General features: G+C 71.2%; 14 protein-coding genes. 10 read left to right on the forward strand and 4 right to left on the reverse strand.

The annotated features are described in order from the left end of the window. Positions 1-18 precede the first annotated feature (18 nt). The gene (locus tag ACWCPM_RS20580) at positions 19-219 is read left to right on the forward strand and encodes a hypothetical protein (protein ID WP_450977646.1); all 201 of its coding nucleotides are present in this window, start codon (positions 19-21) and stop codon (positions 217-219) included. Between the two features lie 71 nt (positions 220-290). Here ACWCPM_RS20580 and ACWCPM_RS20585 read toward each other — a convergent pair whose 3' ends face one another. Then, positions 291-3557 carry a S41 family peptidase gene (locus ACWCPM_RS20585; RefSeq protein ID WP_450977647.1) on the reverse strand — a complete coding sequence of 1089 codons (3267 nt, stop codon included), beginning with the start codon at positions 3555-3557 and terminating at the stop codon, positions 291-293. A 187-nt stretch (positions 3558-3744) separates the two neighbouring features. Between ACWCPM_RS20585 and ACWCPM_RS20590 the strand changes: the two genes are divergently transcribed. After that, positions 3745-4344 carry a TetR/AcrR family transcriptional regulator gene (locus ACWCPM_RS20590; RefSeq protein WP_450977648.1) on the forward strand — a complete coding sequence of 200 codons (600 nt, stop codon included), beginning with the start codon at positions 3745-3747 and terminating at the stop codon, positions 4342-4344. Positions 4345-4545: 201 nt separating this feature from the next. After that, positions 4546-6759: an MMPL family transporter gene (locus ACWCPM_RS20595; RefSeq protein WP_450977649.1), complete on the forward strand. Its 2214-nt coding sequence runs from the start codon at positions 4546-4548 to the stop codon at positions 6757-6759. Positions 6760-6822: 63 nt separating this feature from the next. Here ACWCPM_RS20595 and ACWCPM_RS20600 read toward each other — a convergent pair whose 3' ends face one another. Next, the gene (locus tag ACWCPM_RS20600) at positions 6823-7740 is read right to left on the reverse strand and encodes a hypothetical protein (RefSeq protein WP_450977650.1); all 918 of its coding nucleotides are present in this window, start codon (positions 7738-7740) and stop codon (positions 6823-6825) included. A 304-nt stretch (positions 7741-8044) separates the two neighbouring features. Here ACWCPM_RS20600 and ACWCPM_RS20605 point away from each other — a divergent pair, with 304 nt between their 5' ends. The 4 genes from ACWCPM_RS20605 to ACWCPM_RS20620 all read left to right on the forward strand — a co-directional run bounded on the left by ACWCPM_RS20605 (position 8045) and on the right by ACWCPM_RS20620 (position 11664). Continuing rightward, positions 8045-8320, forward strand: coding sequence for a DUF1876 domain-containing protein (locus tag ACWCPM_RS20605; protein WP_450977651.1), 276 nt, complete (start codon positions 8045-8047; stop codon positions 8318-8320). 273 nt (positions 8321-8593) lie between these two features. After that, positions 8594-9781: an acyltransferase family protein gene (locus ACWCPM_RS20610; RefSeq protein WP_450977652.1), complete on the forward strand. Its 1188-nt coding sequence runs from the start codon at positions 8594-8596 to the stop codon at positions 9779-9781. A 222-nt stretch (positions 9782-10003) separates the two neighbouring features. Further along, entirely contained in the window at positions 10004-10810 is an 807-nt protein-coding gene (locus ACWCPM_RS20615; protein ID WP_450977653.1) for an SAM-dependent methyltransferase, read from the forward strand. Between the two features lie 182 nt (positions 10811-10992). Further along, a complete protein-coding gene (locus tag ACWCPM_RS20620; protein WP_450977654.1) occupies positions 10993-11664 on the forward strand; it encodes a ScbR family autoregulator-binding transcription factor in 672 nt (223 codons plus the stop codon). 136 nt (positions 11665-11800) lie between these two features. Here the strand turns inward: ACWCPM_RS20620 and ACWCPM_RS20625 are convergent, their stop codons facing one another. After that, entirely contained in the window at positions 11801-12511 is a 711-nt protein-coding gene (locus ACWCPM_RS20625; RefSeq protein ID WP_450977655.1) for a ScbR family autoregulator-binding transcription factor, read from the reverse strand. A gap of 221 nt (positions 12512-12732) precedes the next feature. On the opposite strand from ACWCPM_RS20625, the gene ACWCPM_RS20630 reads away from it, so the two are divergent. After that, entirely contained in the window at positions 12733-13713 is a 981-nt protein-coding gene (locus tag ACWCPM_RS20630) for a ScbA/BarX family gamma-butyrolactone biosynthesis protein (RefSeq protein ID WP_450977656.1), read from the forward strand. Between the two features lie 550 nt (positions 13714-14263). On the opposite strand, the gene ACWCPM_RS20635 is transcribed toward ACWCPM_RS20630, so the two are convergent. Further along, positions 14264-15034 (reverse strand): response regulator transcription factor, encoded by a 771-nt coding sequence (locus ACWCPM_RS20635; RefSeq protein WP_450977657.1) that lies wholly within the window; start codon positions 15032-15034, stop codon positions 14264-14266. A 374-nt stretch (positions 15035-15408) separates the two neighbouring features. Between ACWCPM_RS20635 and ACWCPM_RS20640 the strand changes: the two genes are divergently transcribed. Both ACWCPM_RS20640 and ACWCPM_RS20645 read left to right on the forward strand, forming a co-directional pair. Then, the gene (locus tag ACWCPM_RS20640; RefSeq protein WP_450977658.1) at positions 15409-16038 is read left to right on the forward strand and encodes a hypothetical protein; all 630 of its coding nucleotides are present in this window, start codon (positions 15409-15411) and stop codon (positions 16036-16038) included. Continuing rightward, the gene (locus tag ACWCPM_RS20645; RefSeq protein ID WP_450977659.1) at positions 16035-16226 is read left to right on the forward strand and encodes a hypothetical protein; all 192 of its coding nucleotides are present in this window, start codon (positions 16035-16037) and stop codon (positions 16224-16226) included. The genes ACWCPM_RS20640 and ACWCPM_RS20645 overlap by 4 nt, the downstream gene beginning before the upstream one ends. Positions 16227-16538: the final 312 nt, after the last annotated feature.

Raw genomic sequence — 16538 nt, forward strand, 5'->3', positions numbered from 1 at the left:
CAACGGGAGTGAAATCTCATGGGCATGAAGGACCAGTTCCAGGACAAGGCCGAGCGGATGCGTCAGCAGGCCAAGGAGCGCGCCGGGCAGCAGCGGGACGAGACGCGTGAGCGTCCCTCCGAGCCGATGCGTGAGCGCGGCCGCCGCGAGCAGGAGCCCGAGCGGGACCGCGAGCGGCAGGAGGCCGAGGACCGCTTCGCTCAGGACTACGACGCCTAAGTGCGCGTGCGGCTTCACCCACTGACGCAGGGCGCCCTCTCTTCGGGAGGGCGCCCTGTGTCGGTCTCACATCACGGCCGGGGCGGGAGCTTCGGTCTCGCTCTGTCCGGGACGTGGCTGTAGTCGGGCGGGGTCGCCGGCGGCTCCGTCGTCAGCAGGTGCACGGCGAACCGGACCGCGTCGTCGAGCTGGGCGTAGCGGCCCTCCGCCCAGTCGAGAGGGGTGCGCAGGGCCTCCACGTCGGGTGTGACGCCGTGGTTCTCGACGGACCAGCCGTAGGCGTCGAACCAGGCCGCGTTCATCGGCACCGTGATGATCGTGCCGTCGCCCAGCCGGTGCCGGCCGGTCATGCCGACGACGCCGCCCCAGGTGCGCTGGCCCACCACGGGTCCCAGCTCCAGGAGTTTGAAGGCGGCCGTGATCATGTCGCCGTCGGAGGACGTCGCCTCGTCCGCCAGCGCCACCACCGGCCCGCGCGGCGCGTTCGAGGCGTACGACACCGGCTGGGCGTTGCGTGTGAGGTCCCAGCCGAGGATCGTGCGGGTCAGCTTCTCGACGACCAGCTCGCTGATGTGCCCGCCCGCGTTGCCGCGCACGTCCACGATCAGCGCGGGCCGGGACACCTCCATGCGCAGGTCGCGGTTGAACTGGGCCCAGCCGGATCCGCCCATGTCGGGGATGTGTAGATAGCCGCTGCGTCCGCCGCTCAACTCCCGCACGACCGCCCGGCGTTTGGCCACCCAGTGCTGGTAGCGCAGCGGACGCTCGTCGAGAAGCGGCACGACCGCGACCCGCCGGGAGCGGCCCTCGCCCTCGGCGGGCGTGAACGTGAGCTCCACCGTCGTGCCGCCCGCGCCCGCGAGGAGCGGGTACGGGCCGGTCAGCGGGTCGACCGGACGGCCGTCCACGTGGGTGAGGACCGCGCCCTCGCGGATGCCGGAACCGGCCAGCGGGGAGCGGGCCTTGGAGTCGGACGAGTCGCCCGGGAGGATCCGCGCGACGCTCCAGCCGCCGTCGCGCTGGACGAGGTCGGCACCGAGCAGGCCCTGCCGGCGCTGGTAGTGGGGCGGGCCCTCGTTGCGGCGGGCGGCGGTGACGTAGGCGTGGGAGGTGCCCAGCTCGCCGAGGAGTTCGCGCAGCAGGTCGGCGAACTCGTCCGGGGAGGCGACCCGTTCCACCAGCGGCCGGTACTGGTCCAGTACCGCGTCCCAGTCGATCCCGCACATGCCCGGCTCCCAGAAGTAGGCCCGGATCAGCCGGCCCGCCTCCTCGTACGACTGGCGCCACTCGGCGCCCGGGTCGACCTCGTGCAGGATGCGGCGCAGGTCGATCCAGGTCGTGGTGTCGCTGTCGCCGGGCTCGGTGGACGGCACCGCGCGCAGGTCGCCCTCGTCGACGACGACGAGGCGGCTGCCGTCGCCGCTGACGGCGAACCAGTCCAGATGCTCGACGAGTTCGGACTTCTTCGCCTTGACGATGGTGAAGTGCTCCAGGGTGGGGCGCCCGCTGGTGTCGTCCGGGTTGACGAACGTCTCGCCGAGCGCGCCCGAGATCGGCCAGCGCAGCCAGACCAGCCCGCCGCCCGCCACCGGGCACAGCCCCGAGTACTTGGAGGCGGCGACCGGGAAGGGCGTCACCCGGCTCTCCAGGCCCTCGACCTCGACCGTCACCGCCGCGCCCTCCGCGCCCTCGGCGCCGGCCTCGTCCTCGACGGGGTCCATCCCCCCGGCGGCCGGGCGCCCGTCGGGGTTCAGCGCGAAGGGGGAGGGGGTGGCCGAGGTCAGCGGGACGAGGTACGGGCGGCAGCCCAGGGGGAAGGAGAGGTCGCCGGTGTGGACGTCGTACACCGGGTCGAAACCGCGCCAGGAGAGGAAGGCGAGATAGCGGCCGTCCCGGGTGAAGACCGGGTTCTCGTCCTCGAAGCGGCCGTTGGTGAGGTCGACGACGAAACGGTCCTTGATCCGGGCCAGTTTGATCTGGCGCAGCGACCGGCCGATGCCCGGATGCGACCACGTGAGCCACGAGCCGTCCGGCGAGAAGGCGAGGTCCCGCACCGGGCCGTTGACCGACCGGATCAGCTCGGTGACCGCGCCTCCCCCGGACTCCGTCCGGGAGGTGCCCCCAGACTCCTCCGTCGCGTCGAGCAGCAGCAGCCGTCCGTCGTGCGCGGCGAGGGCCAGCCGTTCGCCGTCCGGGTCGGAGACCATCTCCAGCACCCGGCCCAGTTCCCCCTGGGCCAGCCGTCGCGGCGCGCGGTCGCCAGTGGCGCGCGGCAGTTGGGCGATCTCGATCGCGTCCTCGCCCTCCGCGTCCGTGACATAGGCGACCTGGCCGCCCGAACCGAGCATCTCCGGCAAGCGCACCCGTACGCCCGGGGTGTCGGTGAGCGTGCGGGCGGGGCCGTCGCGATGGGTGAGCCAGTACAGGCTGCCGCGCACGACGACGGCGCTCGCGCGCCCGGTCTCGTCGACCGAGATGCCGTCCACGTGGTGCGCGGCGGGCACCTGGTAGGGACGGCGGCCCGCGCGCGGCCCGCTCAGGCGCACATCGAGCCGGCGGGGCACCGAGCCGGCGGCGAGGTCGTCGACGAGCCACAGGTCCCCGGCGCACTGGTACACCACACGCGTGCCGTCGCTCGCGGCGTGCCGGGCGTAGAAGGCGTCGTGGTCGGTGTGCCGGCGCAGGTCGGAGCCGTCGTACGCGCAGGAGTAGAGGTTGCCGACGCCCTCGTGGTCGGAGAGGAAGGCGACCCGGCCGCCGACGAGCAGGGGGGAGTGCAGATGGCCTTCCAGGTCGGCGAGCAGTCGGGTGCCGTGCAGCCAGAGGCGGCCCATGGCGCCGCCGCGGTAGCGCTTCCAGGAGGCCGGTTCGTGGGGCGGGGTGCCGGTGAGCAGAAGGGTGCGGCGCTCGCCGTCGATGTCGGCGACCTGCAGGTCGGTGACCGGGCCCCAGGGCAGTTTGCGGCCCGGGCAGCCGTCGGTGGAGACCTTGTAGGCCCAGGTGAAGTGGGAGAACGGCTCCCCGTGCGAGGCGACGGCGAGGATGTCGCCGTCCGGGGTCCAGCCGCACACCTGGGTGTCCGGGCTGCCCCAGTAGCTGAGCCGCCGGCTGCCCCCGCCCTCGGTCGGCACCAGGTACAGCTCCGGCACGAGGCTGCGCCAGCTCGTGTAGGCGATCAGGCCGCCGTCCGGGGAGAAGCGCGGGTGGCCCGTCTTGGTGCGGTCGACGGTGAGCCGCCAGGCACGGCCCGGTCCGTCGAGCGGGGCGAGCCAGAGGTCGTCCTCCGCTACGAAGCACAGCAGGTCACCGCTGAGGTGGGGCAGACGCAAATAGGTCACCTATCCATGCTTCGCTCCGGGGACTGACCGGGGCAAGTCGTACAAAACGGCAGCTCGGGCGTGCGGTGTGCGCCGCGTGACCCGGGACACGTACGAAACAGTTTCGTTTCTCAAGGGGCTGCGCTACATTCGTCCTGTACGGGACGGTGTCGTACGGACACCGCCGTGGGCAGGAGGGGTGAGTCGCGTGGCCGAGGCCGCAACGGCGCGTCGCAGCCGCATCACACCCGAGCGCGAGGCCGAGCTGTACGGGGCCGTGCTCGACCTGCTCCGGGAAGTCGGCTACGACACGCTCACCATGGACGCCGTGGCCGCCCGTACGAAGTCCAGCAAGGCGACGCTCTACCGCCAGTGGGGCGGCAAGGCCGAGCTGGTGGCCAAGGCGATCCGGCACAGCAAACCTGGCAGCATCGCCGACGTCGACACCGGCAGCCTGCGGGGCGACTTCCACGCCCTGATGGCGCACGAGGACGACTGCACCATGGAGCAGAACGCCGCGCTGATGCGGGGTCTGGCCATGGCCGCGCACACCAACCCGGACCTGCTGAAGGCGTTCAGGGAACTGCTCGTGGAGCCCGAGACGCAGGAGTTCCACGGGATGGTCCGGCGGGCGATCGACCGGGGCGAGGTCCGGGCGGACAACCCGGCGCTCGACTACGTCGTGCACATGATGCTCGGCGCCTTCGCCACCCGTGCGCTGATCGACGACCTGCCGCCGACGAGGGAGTTCCTCACCTCGTACATCGATGCCGTGGTCCTCCCCGCCCTCGGCGTTCCCACCTCCTGAGCACCCCCTCGGTCCTTACCACCACCCCTTTCGGCACCACCACCTGTACCTGACGCGCCCGCTCACGTCGTCGGGACGATCACCCCTGCCTCCCCGCCGGGGAATCACCCTTGCCTCCCCGCCGGGTGATCACCCCTTCCTCCCCGCCGGGTGATCACCCCTGCCCTCATACACCCACGACCTGACCGGGAGTTCGCCCTCGTGGCCACGTTCCTCTACAAACTCGGCCGGCTCGCCTTCCGGCGACGGCATTTCGTCGCCCTGATCTGGGTGGCGCTGCTGACCCTCGCCGGTGTCGGCGCGGCCGGCGCCCCCGCGCCCGGCGCCACGTCCTTCTCGGTCCCCGGCACCGAGGCCCAGAAGGCCTTCGACCTGCTGGAGAAGCGCTTCCCCGGGATGAGCGCCGACGGAGCGACCGCGCGGGTCGTCTTCAAGGCGCCGGCCGGAGAGAAGATGACCGCCGCCGGCAACAAGGCGACCGTCAAGGAGACCGTCCGGGAACTGTCCGACGGCTCCGAGGTCGCCGCCGTCGCCGACCCGTACGCCGCGAAGGCCGTCAGCCGGGACGGCACGGTCGCGTACGCGCAGGTCACCTACAAGGTCTCCGGCATGGAGCTGGCGGACTCGTCCCGCGAGGCGCTCCAGGAGGCCGCGCAGGACGCGCGGGACGCCGGGCTGACCGTGGAGGTCGGTGGTGACGCGCTCCAGACGACCCCCGAGACCGGGTCCACGGAGATCATCGGCATCGCGATCGCGGCGGTCGTCCTCGTCATCACCTTCGGCTCGCTGCTCGCGGCCGGGCTGCCGCTGCTGACGGCGATCATCGGCGTCGGCATCGGCGTCACGACGATCGCCGCGCTGGCGAGCACGCTGGACCTGGGCTCGACGACGTCGACGCTGGCCACCATGATCGGCCTCGCGGTCGGCATCGACTACGCGCTGTTCATCGTCTCCCGCTACCGCGCGGAACTGGCCGAGGGCCGGGAGCGCGAGGAGGCCGCCGGGCGGGCGGTCGGAACGGCGGGATCCGCGGTGGTCTTCGCGGGCCTCACCGTCGTGATCGCGCTGGTCGGCCTCGCCGTGGTCGACATCCCGATGCTGACGAAGATGGGCGTCGCGGCGGCGGGCACGGTGGCCGTCGCCGTACTGATCGCGCTGACGATGATCCCGGCGCTGCTCGGGTACGCGGGCCGCAAGGTGCGTCCGGCGGGCGAGAAGAGCAAGCTGCTGGGCGGCGGACGCGCCTCCGCGGCACGCAAGCAGGGCCGCCCCAACATGGGTACGCGCTGGGCGAGTTTCGTCGTACGGCGCCCGGTCGCCGTCCTGCTGCTGGGTGTGCTCGGCCTCGGTGCCGCGGCCGTGCCCGCGACCTCGCTCGAACTGGGTCTGCCCGACGACGGCTCGCAGCCGACGTCCACGACGCAGCGCCGCGCCTACGACCTGCTCTCGGACGGCTTCGGTCCCGGCTTCAACGGCCCGCTGATGATCGTGGTCGACGCGAAGTCGAGCGACGACGCCCAGGCCGCGTTCGGTGAGGTCGCCGACGAGATCGAGGGCCTGGAGAACGTCGTCACGGTGACCCCGCCGGCGCCCAACGAGGCCGGTGACACGGCGACGATCACCGTGGTCCCCGACTCCAAGCCGTCGTCGGTGACGACCGAGGAACTGGTGCGCTCCATCCGCGACGCGGGCACCGGGATCACGGCGGACACCGGCGCGGAGGTGCTGGTCACCGGCGCGACGGCGATGAACATCGACGTCTCCCAGAAGCTGAACGACGCGCTGGTGCCGTATCTGATCCTGGTGGTCGGCCTGGCGTTCCTGCTCCTGATCGTGGTCTTCCGCTCGATCCTGGTCCCGCTGAAGGCGGCGCTCGGCTTCCTGCTGAGCGTGATGGCGGCGCTCGGTGCCGTGGTGGCGGTCTTCCAGTGGGGCTGGTTCGCCGGACTGATGGGCGTCGAGGAGACCGGTCCGGTCATGTCGATGATGCCGATCTTCATGGTCGGCGTGGTCTTCGGCCTGGCGATGGACTACGAGGTGTTCCTCGTGACGCGGATGCGGGAGGCGTACGTCCACGGGGAGAAGCCCGGCCAGGCGGTCGTGACCGGGTTCCGGCACGGCGCGCGGGTCGTCACCGCGGCGGCGGTGATCATGATGGCGGTCTTCGCGGGCTTCATCGGCTCCAGCGAGGCCATGATCAAGATGATCGGCTTCGGCCTGGCGATCGCGGTCTTCTTCGACGCCTTCGTCGTCCGCATGGCGATCGTCCCGGCGGTCCTGGCACTGCTCGGCAAGAAGGCCTGGTGGCTCCCGAAGTGGCTGGACCGAGCCCTGCCCGACGTCGACGTCGAGGGCGAGGGCCTGCGCACGCGGACGGCCCGCACCGACGAGGACCGCGAACCGGTCCACGCCTGATGCCCACGTGAGAACAGGCCGGTGAGGTCCCCACCCGCAGGGGGGTTGTCCTCACCGGCCTGTTCACGCCTGGTGCGGAGCCCCGGAGCCGTCGTCGGCGAACACCTCGTCGGCGGAGGCGGCGGTGATGGCGCGGTCGAACCAGCGGGTGAGGGTGTCCAGGTCGGTGCACGTCGTGATGCGTTCACGGTCGGCATCGGAGACCGGGATGCCACGGCGGTCAAGGATCCGCAAGGTGTCCTCGGCGCGGCTGTCGGCCCGGCCCTCGGCTTGGCCCTCGGCCCGGATCTCCTGGGAGAGGGGAGAGGTGAAGAACGAGGTGTCGACGGTCACGAGGTCCCTCCAGAGTTCGGCGGCCGGGTTCTTCTCACCCAGACCCTGTGCGGTGAGTTCCGTGTAGATCGCTGCGTTTTCAGGATCGCGGGTTTCCAAGCCCCTCAGGGCTGCCGCCAGTGCCTTCAGTATCGCATCGGTGTCGGCATCGCGGCTGTGCACAATGGCGGACAGCACGGCCATCGGAACGTCCCGGGCGGCTTCCTCCGGGTCGTCGATGACGGGCACCTCTTCGGGCCCCAGGACGAAGGGCTGCAACATGAGGGTGGGCCACTGGGGCGGACCGATGTGCATCGGACGGGAAGCCCATGTCGCGGTCTTCCGGTCGCGGGTGACGACGAGGAGCAAGGGAGGCAACTTGTACTTGGCGTACAGGTGGGCCATGTAGTAGGCCCAGCTGGCGGGCTTGTCCAGGTCCACGCGCTCCTGTGCTTCGACGGCGAGGATGAAGTCGCCGCTCGCCGTCTCCATTCTGAGCAGCGTGTCCACGCGTCGCTCCAAGGGGCGGGTCTCTGTCAGGTCGGTCGGTAAGGGATGAGCAACGGGGGTGTCGCCGAAGCGATAGCCGGATGCCTGCGCGGAGCGGGCGAAGAGTGCCGGCTCCTGCTGGAAGATCCGGTGCATTGCTTCGTGTGGGGAACTGACCATGGGGTGAAGTGCGCCTTTCGTGGCGGGAACGGCCGCGAGCATATGACGGCGAACTAGTCCTAAGTGCGGTCGAGTTGGCGTGATTCACGCCTGTGGGTGACGGATACGTGGGTTGTGGAGTGGCGGGAGAAGATGTGAGGTGACCCGGTCGCGTGCGGGATACGCCGGCCGTGGTCACGGCGGCGCACCCGGGTCAGTAGCACGACGGGAGCGGCGGGAACGCGACAATCCGGGCACTGCGGGAGCACCCTGGAAGCAGCGGCAACGGCAGATCCTGGAGACAGGTGGCCCGGAGGTGATCGTCATGATGCACACCATCGTGGGATGGCATGTCGAGCTGGAGTTCGAGGAGGAGGAAGCCCATACGAGGGCGGCGGCGCTGGTGCGGCTGCCCGACGGGACCGAGATGCGGGCCCATGGGCACGCCGCCCGGCACCACACCGACTCCCCACAGCCGCGGGTGGGCGAGGAGATCGCCGGGGCGAGGGCGTTGAACGAACTGGCCATGCGCCTGCTGACCAAGGCGCACGAAGAGATCGACACGGCGTCGGGACGCACGTCGCACCCGATCCACGTCTGATCCCCGTCCCGCACGACGTCCCGCACGACCCGACCGCCGGGCGCGTGGCGGCATCCGGAGCGGGTTGACTTCCGCGAAGGAGGGCTGTCACGCTCTTGGCGGCGGTTGATGTGTGCCCCGAGCGCCCCCTAGGCGGGCCGGGACTTCCCGTCGGCTGACCCTTCCCTATTCCTTGTGCACCGCCGTGCACCGCCCCCATGCCGTAGACACCGCGCGGCAGGCCCCCCGGCCTGCCGCGCGGTGTCTTTTTCATGCCGTGCGAAGGAGAGATCCGTGACCGTCCCCACCCACCGACCCCAGGAGACGGTGCCCGCCCGCTCCCGGCGGGCACCGTCGCTCGCCGGACTGCCGTCACTGACGGGGCTCCGGTTCTACGCGGCGATGGCCGTGTTCCTGTACCACGTCACCAGCCCTCAGCTCAGCCCGTTCAGCGGGCGGACCGGGCATGACGCCGCCCGGCTGTTCGGGATCGCGGGCGGGCTCGGGGTGTCGTTCTTCTTCCTGCTCAGCGGCTTCATCCTGACCTGGTCCGCCCGCCCCGCCGACACCACCGGCCGGTTCCTGCGTCGCCGCCTGGTCAAGCTCTACCCCAACCACCTCGTCACCTTCGCGGTCTCGCTGCTGGTCTTCGCCGGCGCGACCACCACCGCGTGGCAGCAGTGGCTGCCCAACCTGCTGCTGTTGCAGACCTGGTCCTGGGACCCCGCGGTGTCCTTCAGCGTCAACGCCCCGAGCTGGTCGCTGGGGTGCGAACTGCTCTTCTACCTGTGCTTCCCGCTGCTGCACCGCGCGGTGAAGGCGATCTCCCCGGCCCGGCTGTGGGGCTGGACGGCCGGTCTCGTGGCCGCCGTGTTCGCCGTACCGGCCTTCGCCTACGCCGTGCTGCCCGGCGAGGTCCGGGTCCCCGGCTGGCAGGTCAGCGAGGTGCAGAACTGGTTCGTGTACCAGCTGCCGCCGGTGCGGATGCTGGAGTTCGTGCTCGGCATGCTGCTCGCCCGGCTGGTGCTGACCGACCGCTGGGTGGGCGTGCGGTTGTGGCAGGCGCTGCTGCTGTGTGTCGCCGCCTACGCCGTGGCGCTCGAGGTGCCCTATCTGTACGCCCTTTCCGCGGTGTGGGTGATCCCGCTCGGCCTCCTCATCCCGGCCGCCGCGGTCGCCGACGTGCGCGGACGGCGCTCACCGTTCCGGGGGAGGGTGTCGACGTGGCTCGGTGAGGTGTCGTTCGCGTTCTACCTGCTGCAGGCAGCCGTGCTGATCGGCGGCACCAAGTACTTCGCCGGGCACGCTCCTTACAGCTTTGCCGAGGCGGTCGGGCTGTGCCTGCTGGCCTGGGCGGTCACCACCGTCCTCGCGTATCTGCTGTACGCGCTGGTCGAGCGGCCGGCGATGAGGCACCTCGGCAGGCCGCGCCGGATGCGGGTGGTGCCGGGCCCGCAGGAGCGGACGCCCAGCCTCCGTTGACATCGGACGCGTGCACATGTCACGCTTCCCCGCGGAGCCCCTTTGCCCTGATACGGCATGACACAGGCGATATCCACCGGTGATCTCCGGTCGTGGATGTCGCCTTTTTCGTTTGCCCCTCGTCGGCCGGCCGGTCGGCCGTGCCCGGGCGGCGCCGGGCGGGCGCCGGGGAGGCTCCCACCCCGCACGAGAACCGACCTCTCACCAAGGATGTGTGGACACATGCCCGAGAACATGACCCCCGACCAGATTCCGCACGCCGCCCGGATCATGGACCACTTCCTCGGAGGCTCCGAGAACCTCCCGGTGGACCGCGCCGCGGCCGACGGCATCGTGAAGCTGCTGCCCGGCGGCCCGCTGGGGGCGCGTGCCAACCGGCGCTTCCTGAACCGGGCGGTGCGCACCGCCACCCGGCGCGGCATCGGCCAGTTCCTGGACATCGGCAGCGGCATCCCGGCCGCCGCAGCCACGCACGAGGTCGCGCCCGAGGCCAAGGTCGTCTACGTCGACAACGACCCGGTCGTCGGTGACATCGCCCGCCGCATCCTGGGGCGGACCTCGGACGGCCGGACCGCCTACGTCGACGCGGACTTCCGCGACCCGCAGGCCGTGCTGTCGGCCCCCGCGGTCAAGGAACTGCTCGATCTCTCCCGGCCGGTGGCCGTGCTGTTCGGCGCGCTGCTGCACTTCGTCGTCGACTCCGAGGACCCCTACGGCACCGTCGAGCGCTACAAGGAGGCGCTGGCCCCCGGCAGCCTCGTCGTCCTCACCCACTCCAGCCCCGACTACGTCTCCGCGCCGGTGCGGGCCGCGGTCGACGAGTTGTACACGAACCTGCGCGTCGACCTCGCCTCGCGCTCCCGCTCGGAGATCACGCGGTTCGTGGCCACCGAGGGCTGGACCGTGCTGGAACCCGGAGTGGTGTCCGTCAACGAGTGGGAGACGGACGAGGAGCGGGCCGACGACGCGGACTACCGGACCAACCGTGAGGACACGGCCGGCTTCGCCGCCGTCGCAGTGAAGGACTGACGTGTCCCGGTGGGGCCGGCCCGACCCCCGCGGGCCGGCTCCACCGTGCGGAGCGGGTCGGAAAGTGTGAGGGTTTGGAATCTTTTTGTTTATCTGACACGGGGCTTGCGTTCCCCTGCCGTGCCGAGGCGTATGAAGGACCCATGCAGGAGGTGTGACGGGTTGCTTCGAGGAGCGGTCGGATGGCAGGCAAACAGAAACGCTCCGAGCGGACCGTCGAACGACTGGTGGCCGCCGCCGCCGAGCAGTTCGCGCGGCACGGCTACGTACGGGCCACTCTCGCCGACATCAGCCACCACGCCGGGGTGACCAAGGGCGCGCTGTTCTTCCACTTCTCCACCAAGGACGAGGTCGCCATGGCCGTCCAGGAACGCGGCCGGGAGGTCATGGAGTGCGCGGTGCTCCAACTGGAGGCGACCGGCGGGACATACCTCCAGCGCGTGGTCGATCTGACGTACCGGCTGGGACGGTTGCTGCGCGAGGACGTGTTCGTGCGCGCGTCGGTGCGGATCGCGCGCGAGCGGGAGCCGGGGGACGTCGGCGGTATCGCCGTCGGCCGCGCGCTGCCCGCCGACGACGGCTCCCCGGACTTCTACGGGCAGTGGCTGGGGCGGCTGGGAGGTCTGCTGGACGAGGCCCGTCGAGCCGGCGAACTCGGCCACTCCGTAGCGGAGTCGTCCGCGCGGACGCCGCTGGCCGCGGCCGTGTCCGGACTGGAGACGCTGACCTGGCTGGGCGTACCGGCGGACGAGTGCGAGACGTGGCTCGCGGATCTGTGGGAGCTGACCCTGCCCGCGCTGGCGTCGGAGGACGGACTGCGGGCGGTACGGACCACGGCCCCGTCCGTGCTGTGAGCAGCCGTAGTTGTCACCGCAGTTGTAGCCGCAGCCGTAGCCGCAGTGGCGGTCGTGGGCATGAGCCGGCGGCACGTCTCTCACTCCGTGCCGACCGTGTCCATGGGTGCGTACGCCCCTGATCAGCGCCTACCGGTCAGCCGGTCGGCTTCGGTGCCCGCTCCTGTCCGTGCTCCCGCCCCGCCCGGCGGTCGTCGTCCATCGGCGGCAGCCCCAGTTCGGCGCGGGCCTTGGGAGAGCCGGCGGACCGGAAGCCGGCGAGCCGCTCGGCCGGGACGACGCCCGGCAGCAGGTAGCGGAACATGTCGGTGACCCGATCGTGCAGATCCTCGCGGCCGGTGCGGACGTACGACGTGAGCTGGAGGCCGGTGAACGAGCCGCACACGAACGTCGCCAGGTCGGTCACGTTGATCTCCGGGAAGAGGTCGCCGCGGCCCTGCGCGGGTGCCAGGCAGTCCCGCACGATGTTGATCCACGAGTTGTACGGCGTGGGGTCGGGGTCGACGAACGAGCCGAACTCCACCACGAGCCGGATGCCGGCGCGCAGCCGGACGTCGGAGCGCAGTCCGTGCGCGAGCCGGTGTCCCATGTCGATCACCGTCTGCACGCCCGGCATCAGCTCCCCGGCGATCAGGTCGGTGGAGTGGAACTGCTCGTCCACCAGCGCGCGGGCGAGGGCTTCCTTGGAGGCGAAGTGAAAGTAGAGGGCACCCTTGGTGACGCCCGCCTCCTGTGCGACGTCGCTCAGGCTCGTACCGCCGAAGCCGGTCGCGTCGAAGGCTGTCGCGGCTCCGTCGAGGATCGCCTGCCGGGTGATCTCGGCCCGTTCCTGCCTGACCCTGACCACGTGCCTACCTCCTGTCCGTCGACGGTCCGGTGAAGGGCGCCCACCCCCGCCGGACCCGCCGTGAGTCCCTTGGCAAAAGGGTGCCATGTCTCAAAGAAAAAAAACCAGTCAGCTAGTACGCTTATCGAGCGGCGTTGCCATGCACGACGGCGGCCCATGTAAGCCCTGTCCTGTTCCGTTCGCGGAAGGCCGCGTTCCTTTCGCGCCTCAGGAGGCACACGATGAGCGCACTTGTGCAAGCCGACCGACTGGAATTCTTAACCCTCGAAAACGGGGAGGTCGACCTCTTTGAGCGCACGGTGCCGCGGTGGCTCGTGCACCGCGCCGCGGTCTCGGAGGTCCTCATCACGGGAGTCCGGCCGCACAGACGGGACGTGTACCGCGTCGGTGCCCAATGGGCGCGCGGGCACAGCTACTACGGCCCGGTGGCGGGCCGCTGGCACGACCCCATGGTGCTAGGAGAATCGATACGCCAGGCCGGGCTGCTCCTCGCCCACCAGGCGCTCGGCATCCCGCAGGGGCACCGTTTCCTGACCAAGCACACCTCCTTCGAGATCACCGAGGAGGGGGCACGGCTGGCCGGGGCCCCGGCCAACGTGGTCCTCGAAGTGACGCTCAAGGACATCCGGTGCCGGCGGGAGCACGTCGTGTCGTTCGCCTGCGACGTGCTCGCGCACCGGGACGGCACGCTCGTCGGGCACGGGTACGCCGCGAGCGACTGCGTGGCCCCGGCGGTGTACCGCAGACTGCGCGGCGAGCGGGCGGAGGCACGTCCGGCGTGCACGCTCGTCGAGGCGGTACAGCCGGAACTCGTCGGCCGGAGCAGGGAGTTCGACGTCGTACTGGGCGTGCCGGGCGGGGAGGCCGGCAACGACCAGGGTGCGGTGCACCTGCTGCGCGTCGACCACACCCACCCGGTGCTGTTCGACCACCCGGTGGACCATGTGCCGGGCATGCTCGTCATGGAGGCCGCCCGGCAGGCGGCACTGGCCCGCCTCGGGCTGCCGCAGGGGCTGCTGGTCGGCTGCGACGCCTCGTTCCACCGGTATGTCGAACTGGACACGCCCTGCGTGGTCTCGGCGTCCGTGCCGACGGTGGACGAGCTGGGCCGCCGCAGTCTGACGGTGGAGTTCCACCAGGGCGGCACCGTGGCGGGCGTCTGCACGGTCACCGTCCTGGACGCGTCGGCCCAGCACGCGTAGGGCACGCGGAACGTCGGCGGGGGTTGCCGACGCGCGAACACAGGGGTGCGGGCGGGAGCGGGGGCTCCCGCCCGCACGTCTTTCCGGGATCGGCGTGGGGGTGTCCGAGGCGGTGCGGCAAGGGTGTGCCCGACGACTGGCTTTCCGGGAGGCGGGCGGGAGTCTGCGCTCGCCGGCGTCACGGGGCTTCCCGCGGGGATCGGGCCGGGCGGCCCGGTGCGCGCCGCGACCGTGAGGTTCCGAGGGCGAGGCCAGGGAGGCCGGTCGGGCGCCCGCCGGCCCGGGTCCGCGGTGGCCGGTCGGCTTGCGTGGGGGTGCCGTGGTGTGTCCGCCGGGCGGCGCTGAAGGGCCTGTGCGCCGACCGTTCGCCGGCGCTCGTGGGTGCCGGGTCCGGTCTGTGGTGGCCGGGCCGCGTGCGCGCCCCTTTCGTGACTGCGCGCCGGGCGGCGTGAAGCCCGCAGGCCGTCCGTGTGGGCCCCGGTCGCGGCCCGGCGGGTGCAGGCCCGCGGGCCGCCCGCCGCCCGCCGCCCCGGTCAGGGCATGGCGGGGCTCAGCCTCCCGCCCTCTCCGCCGTCCGGCGGGGCGGGGCCGACGGCTTCGGAGGGACCACCAGGCGGTATCCGATGCCGCGTACCGTCTCGATCCACTCGCGGTTGCCCAGCTTGCCGCGCAGGGAGCCGACGTGGACGTCGAGGGTGCGGGTGGAGCCGAACCAGTTCTCGTCCCAGACCTGGGCCATGATCTCCTGCCGCCGGTGCACCGTGCCCGGCTCCTCCATGAGCATCGCCAGCAGGTCGAACTCCCGGCGGGTGACCGGGATCTCCGCGCCGTCCAGCGCGACCGTGCGGGTGCGCAGGTCCAGTCCCAGCGGGCCGGCGCTCAGCGTGTCCTGGGCGGGCGGCAGGGCCTGAGCGGGCTCCTGCGCGGTCAGCGGTCCCCGGCGGTGGCCCTCGTGCCGGGGACAGGTGCCGGTGCGCCGGAACAGCGCCTGGATGCGGGCGCTCAACTCGTAGGAGCCGACGGGCTTGTACGCGAACGCGTCCGCACCCATGTGGAACGCCATCACCCGGTCCAGTTCCTCGGCCCGGTGGCTCATCGCGAGGATCGGCACGCAGGAGCGCTCCCGGATCCGCCGGCACACCTCGTGCCCGGCCAGGTCCGGCAGGCTGAGTTCGAGCAGGACGAGCGCCACGTCGTCCAGCAGGTCCAGCGCGTCGGCCCCGGTCGCGGCGCGCAGCGACAGGAACCCGTGGACCGTCAGGGCCTGCGCGAGCGATTCGGCCACGCCGTCATCGTCATCGACGATCAGAACGGTCCTCATCGGTGTCTCCCAGCGCCGTGGCCCGCCCGCCGCGGAGCCGTCCGCCGCGGGTCTGAAGGGTGGTCTAAAAAAACTGGTCGAACGGTATCTTCTGCTATGTTTATCAAATGGATCGGCCGGTCTTCAAGCCTCCCCGAGGGGTGCCGGTACCGGTCCGACAGCGGAACCGGTCCCTCCGGGGACGCCGCGGGGCGGAACGCCGGCCTCCGGCTTCTCCGGGCGATGTTTTCAGGCCGTCTCACACTGCCCTGACGGTCCGTTCACACAACTGCAGATGCTTGTCGAAACCCTGAACGGGCCTGCGTTGAAGCGGGTCTGGGCGCCCGCGAGCATGGAGGAAGTCTCAGGAGAACCCGAGATTCGGGGGGATTCGGATGCACGAGGTTCGGCAACTCGCCGACGACCACAGGAGCAGGGAGTGCGTGCCCCTGTGCGGTCGGATCTGCGCCAAGTGCGTGGGCCGGCTGCACCGGGAGCTGCGCGCGCTGCTCGAACTCTACGAAGAGAGCGACCAGGCCCTCACCCGGGCCACACCCCATCTGCGTGAGCGGGTCAGCGGGAGCCGGAGCACCGTGGGCATCGTGCTGGACGACGGCGCGGTGGCCCTGCGGGCCCACGTCGCCGACGTACTCGCCCAGTGGGCGCGGCTGGTGGTGGACGAGTCCCGGGATCGCGCGCCGCGGCCCCGGGAGCCCCGGGCGGACAGCCTGGTGCGGTTTCTGCAGCAGCAGTTGCCGTGGCTGGCGGACCACCCCGCAGTCGTCGACTTCGACGAGGAGGTCGCCGAACTGCTCACCGCCTTCGGCACGTTGTTCGGTCCCGGCCAGGTGCGCAGGTTCCCGCTCGGGTCCTGCCTGGAGCCGGGGTGCGACGGAGCGCTGCACGGGGTGATGTCCGCGGCCGGCGGCCGGGTGCCCAGCCATGTCACCTGCGACGCCGGGCACGCCCTGCCGCCGCACCAGTGGATGCGGGTGGCCGACCGGCTGAAGGGTGAGGCCGCGTGACGGAGGAGGAGCGGCGGAGGCGACGGAGGGTCCCGACGGAACTGGCGGCACTCGCCATGGGGGTGTCCGAAGCCACCATCCGCAAGTGGGCGAGCCGCCGGAAGATCACCCGGTACGGCGGCCCGCAGCGGGCGGAGTACGACCTGGACGAACTGTTCCGGCTGTCCCGTCGCGACGATTCCCAGTGATTTCCCGATCCTCGGCAATGGCGCCGGGGAAGAGTTCCTCAGCGATTATCCGCCCACCGTCGTGACGGCGTCGTCAGGACCTTTCTGAAGAAAAGCGTGGATCCGTGCGGAGATCCCGTCGAGCAGCCTCCGCGGCCGACCTCCAGGCCGTGGGGGCTGCTTCTTTTCCGTTCACCGGCGATTCATCAAGTGGTCTTTACAGAACAAGAGTTGACGGAGCTCGGGCCAAGGTGTCACACTTTTTCCGGCGCCTTCATGCCCTGACTCGAAATCCGTATCCACGTCGGTGTTCCCGACCTGGATGCGGATTTT

This window comes from Streptomyces sp. NPDC002309 (assembly GCF_053593375.1).

Excerpts from the sequence above, each read along its gene's own strand:
- ACWCPM_RS20640 (WP_450977658.1), top strand. The coding sequence starts at position 15,409 with ATGCACGAGGTTCGGCAACTCGCCGACGACCACAGGAGCAGGGAGTGC.
- ACWCPM_RS20615 (WP_450977653.1), top strand. The coding sequence starts at position 10,004 with ATGCCCGAGAACATGACCCCCGACCAGATTCCGCACGCCGCCCGGATC.
- ACWCPM_RS20580 (WP_450977646.1), top strand. The coding sequence starts at position 19 with ATGGGCATGAAGGACCAGTTCCAGGACAAGGCCGAGCGGATGCGTCAG.
- ACWCPM_RS20630 (WP_450977656.1), top strand. The coding sequence starts at position 12,733 with ATGAGCGCACTTGTGCAAGCCGACCGACTGGAATTCTTAACCCTCGAA.
- ACWCPM_RS20620 (WP_450977654.1), top strand. The coding sequence starts at position 10,993 with ATGGCAGGCAAACAGAAACGCTCCGAGCGGACCGTCGAACGACTGGTG.
- ACWCPM_RS20605 (WP_450977651.1), top strand. The coding sequence starts at position 8,045 with ATGATGCACACCATCGTGGGATGGCATGTCGAGCTGGAGTTCGAGGAG.
- ACWCPM_RS20600 (WP_450977650.1), bottom strand. The coding sequence starts at position 7,740 with ATGGTCAGTTCCCCACACGAAGCAATGCACCGGATCTTCCAGCAGGAG.
- ACWCPM_RS20635 (WP_450977657.1), bottom strand. The coding sequence starts at position 15,034 with ATGAGGACCGTTCTGATCGTCGATGACGATGACGGCGTGGCCGAATCG.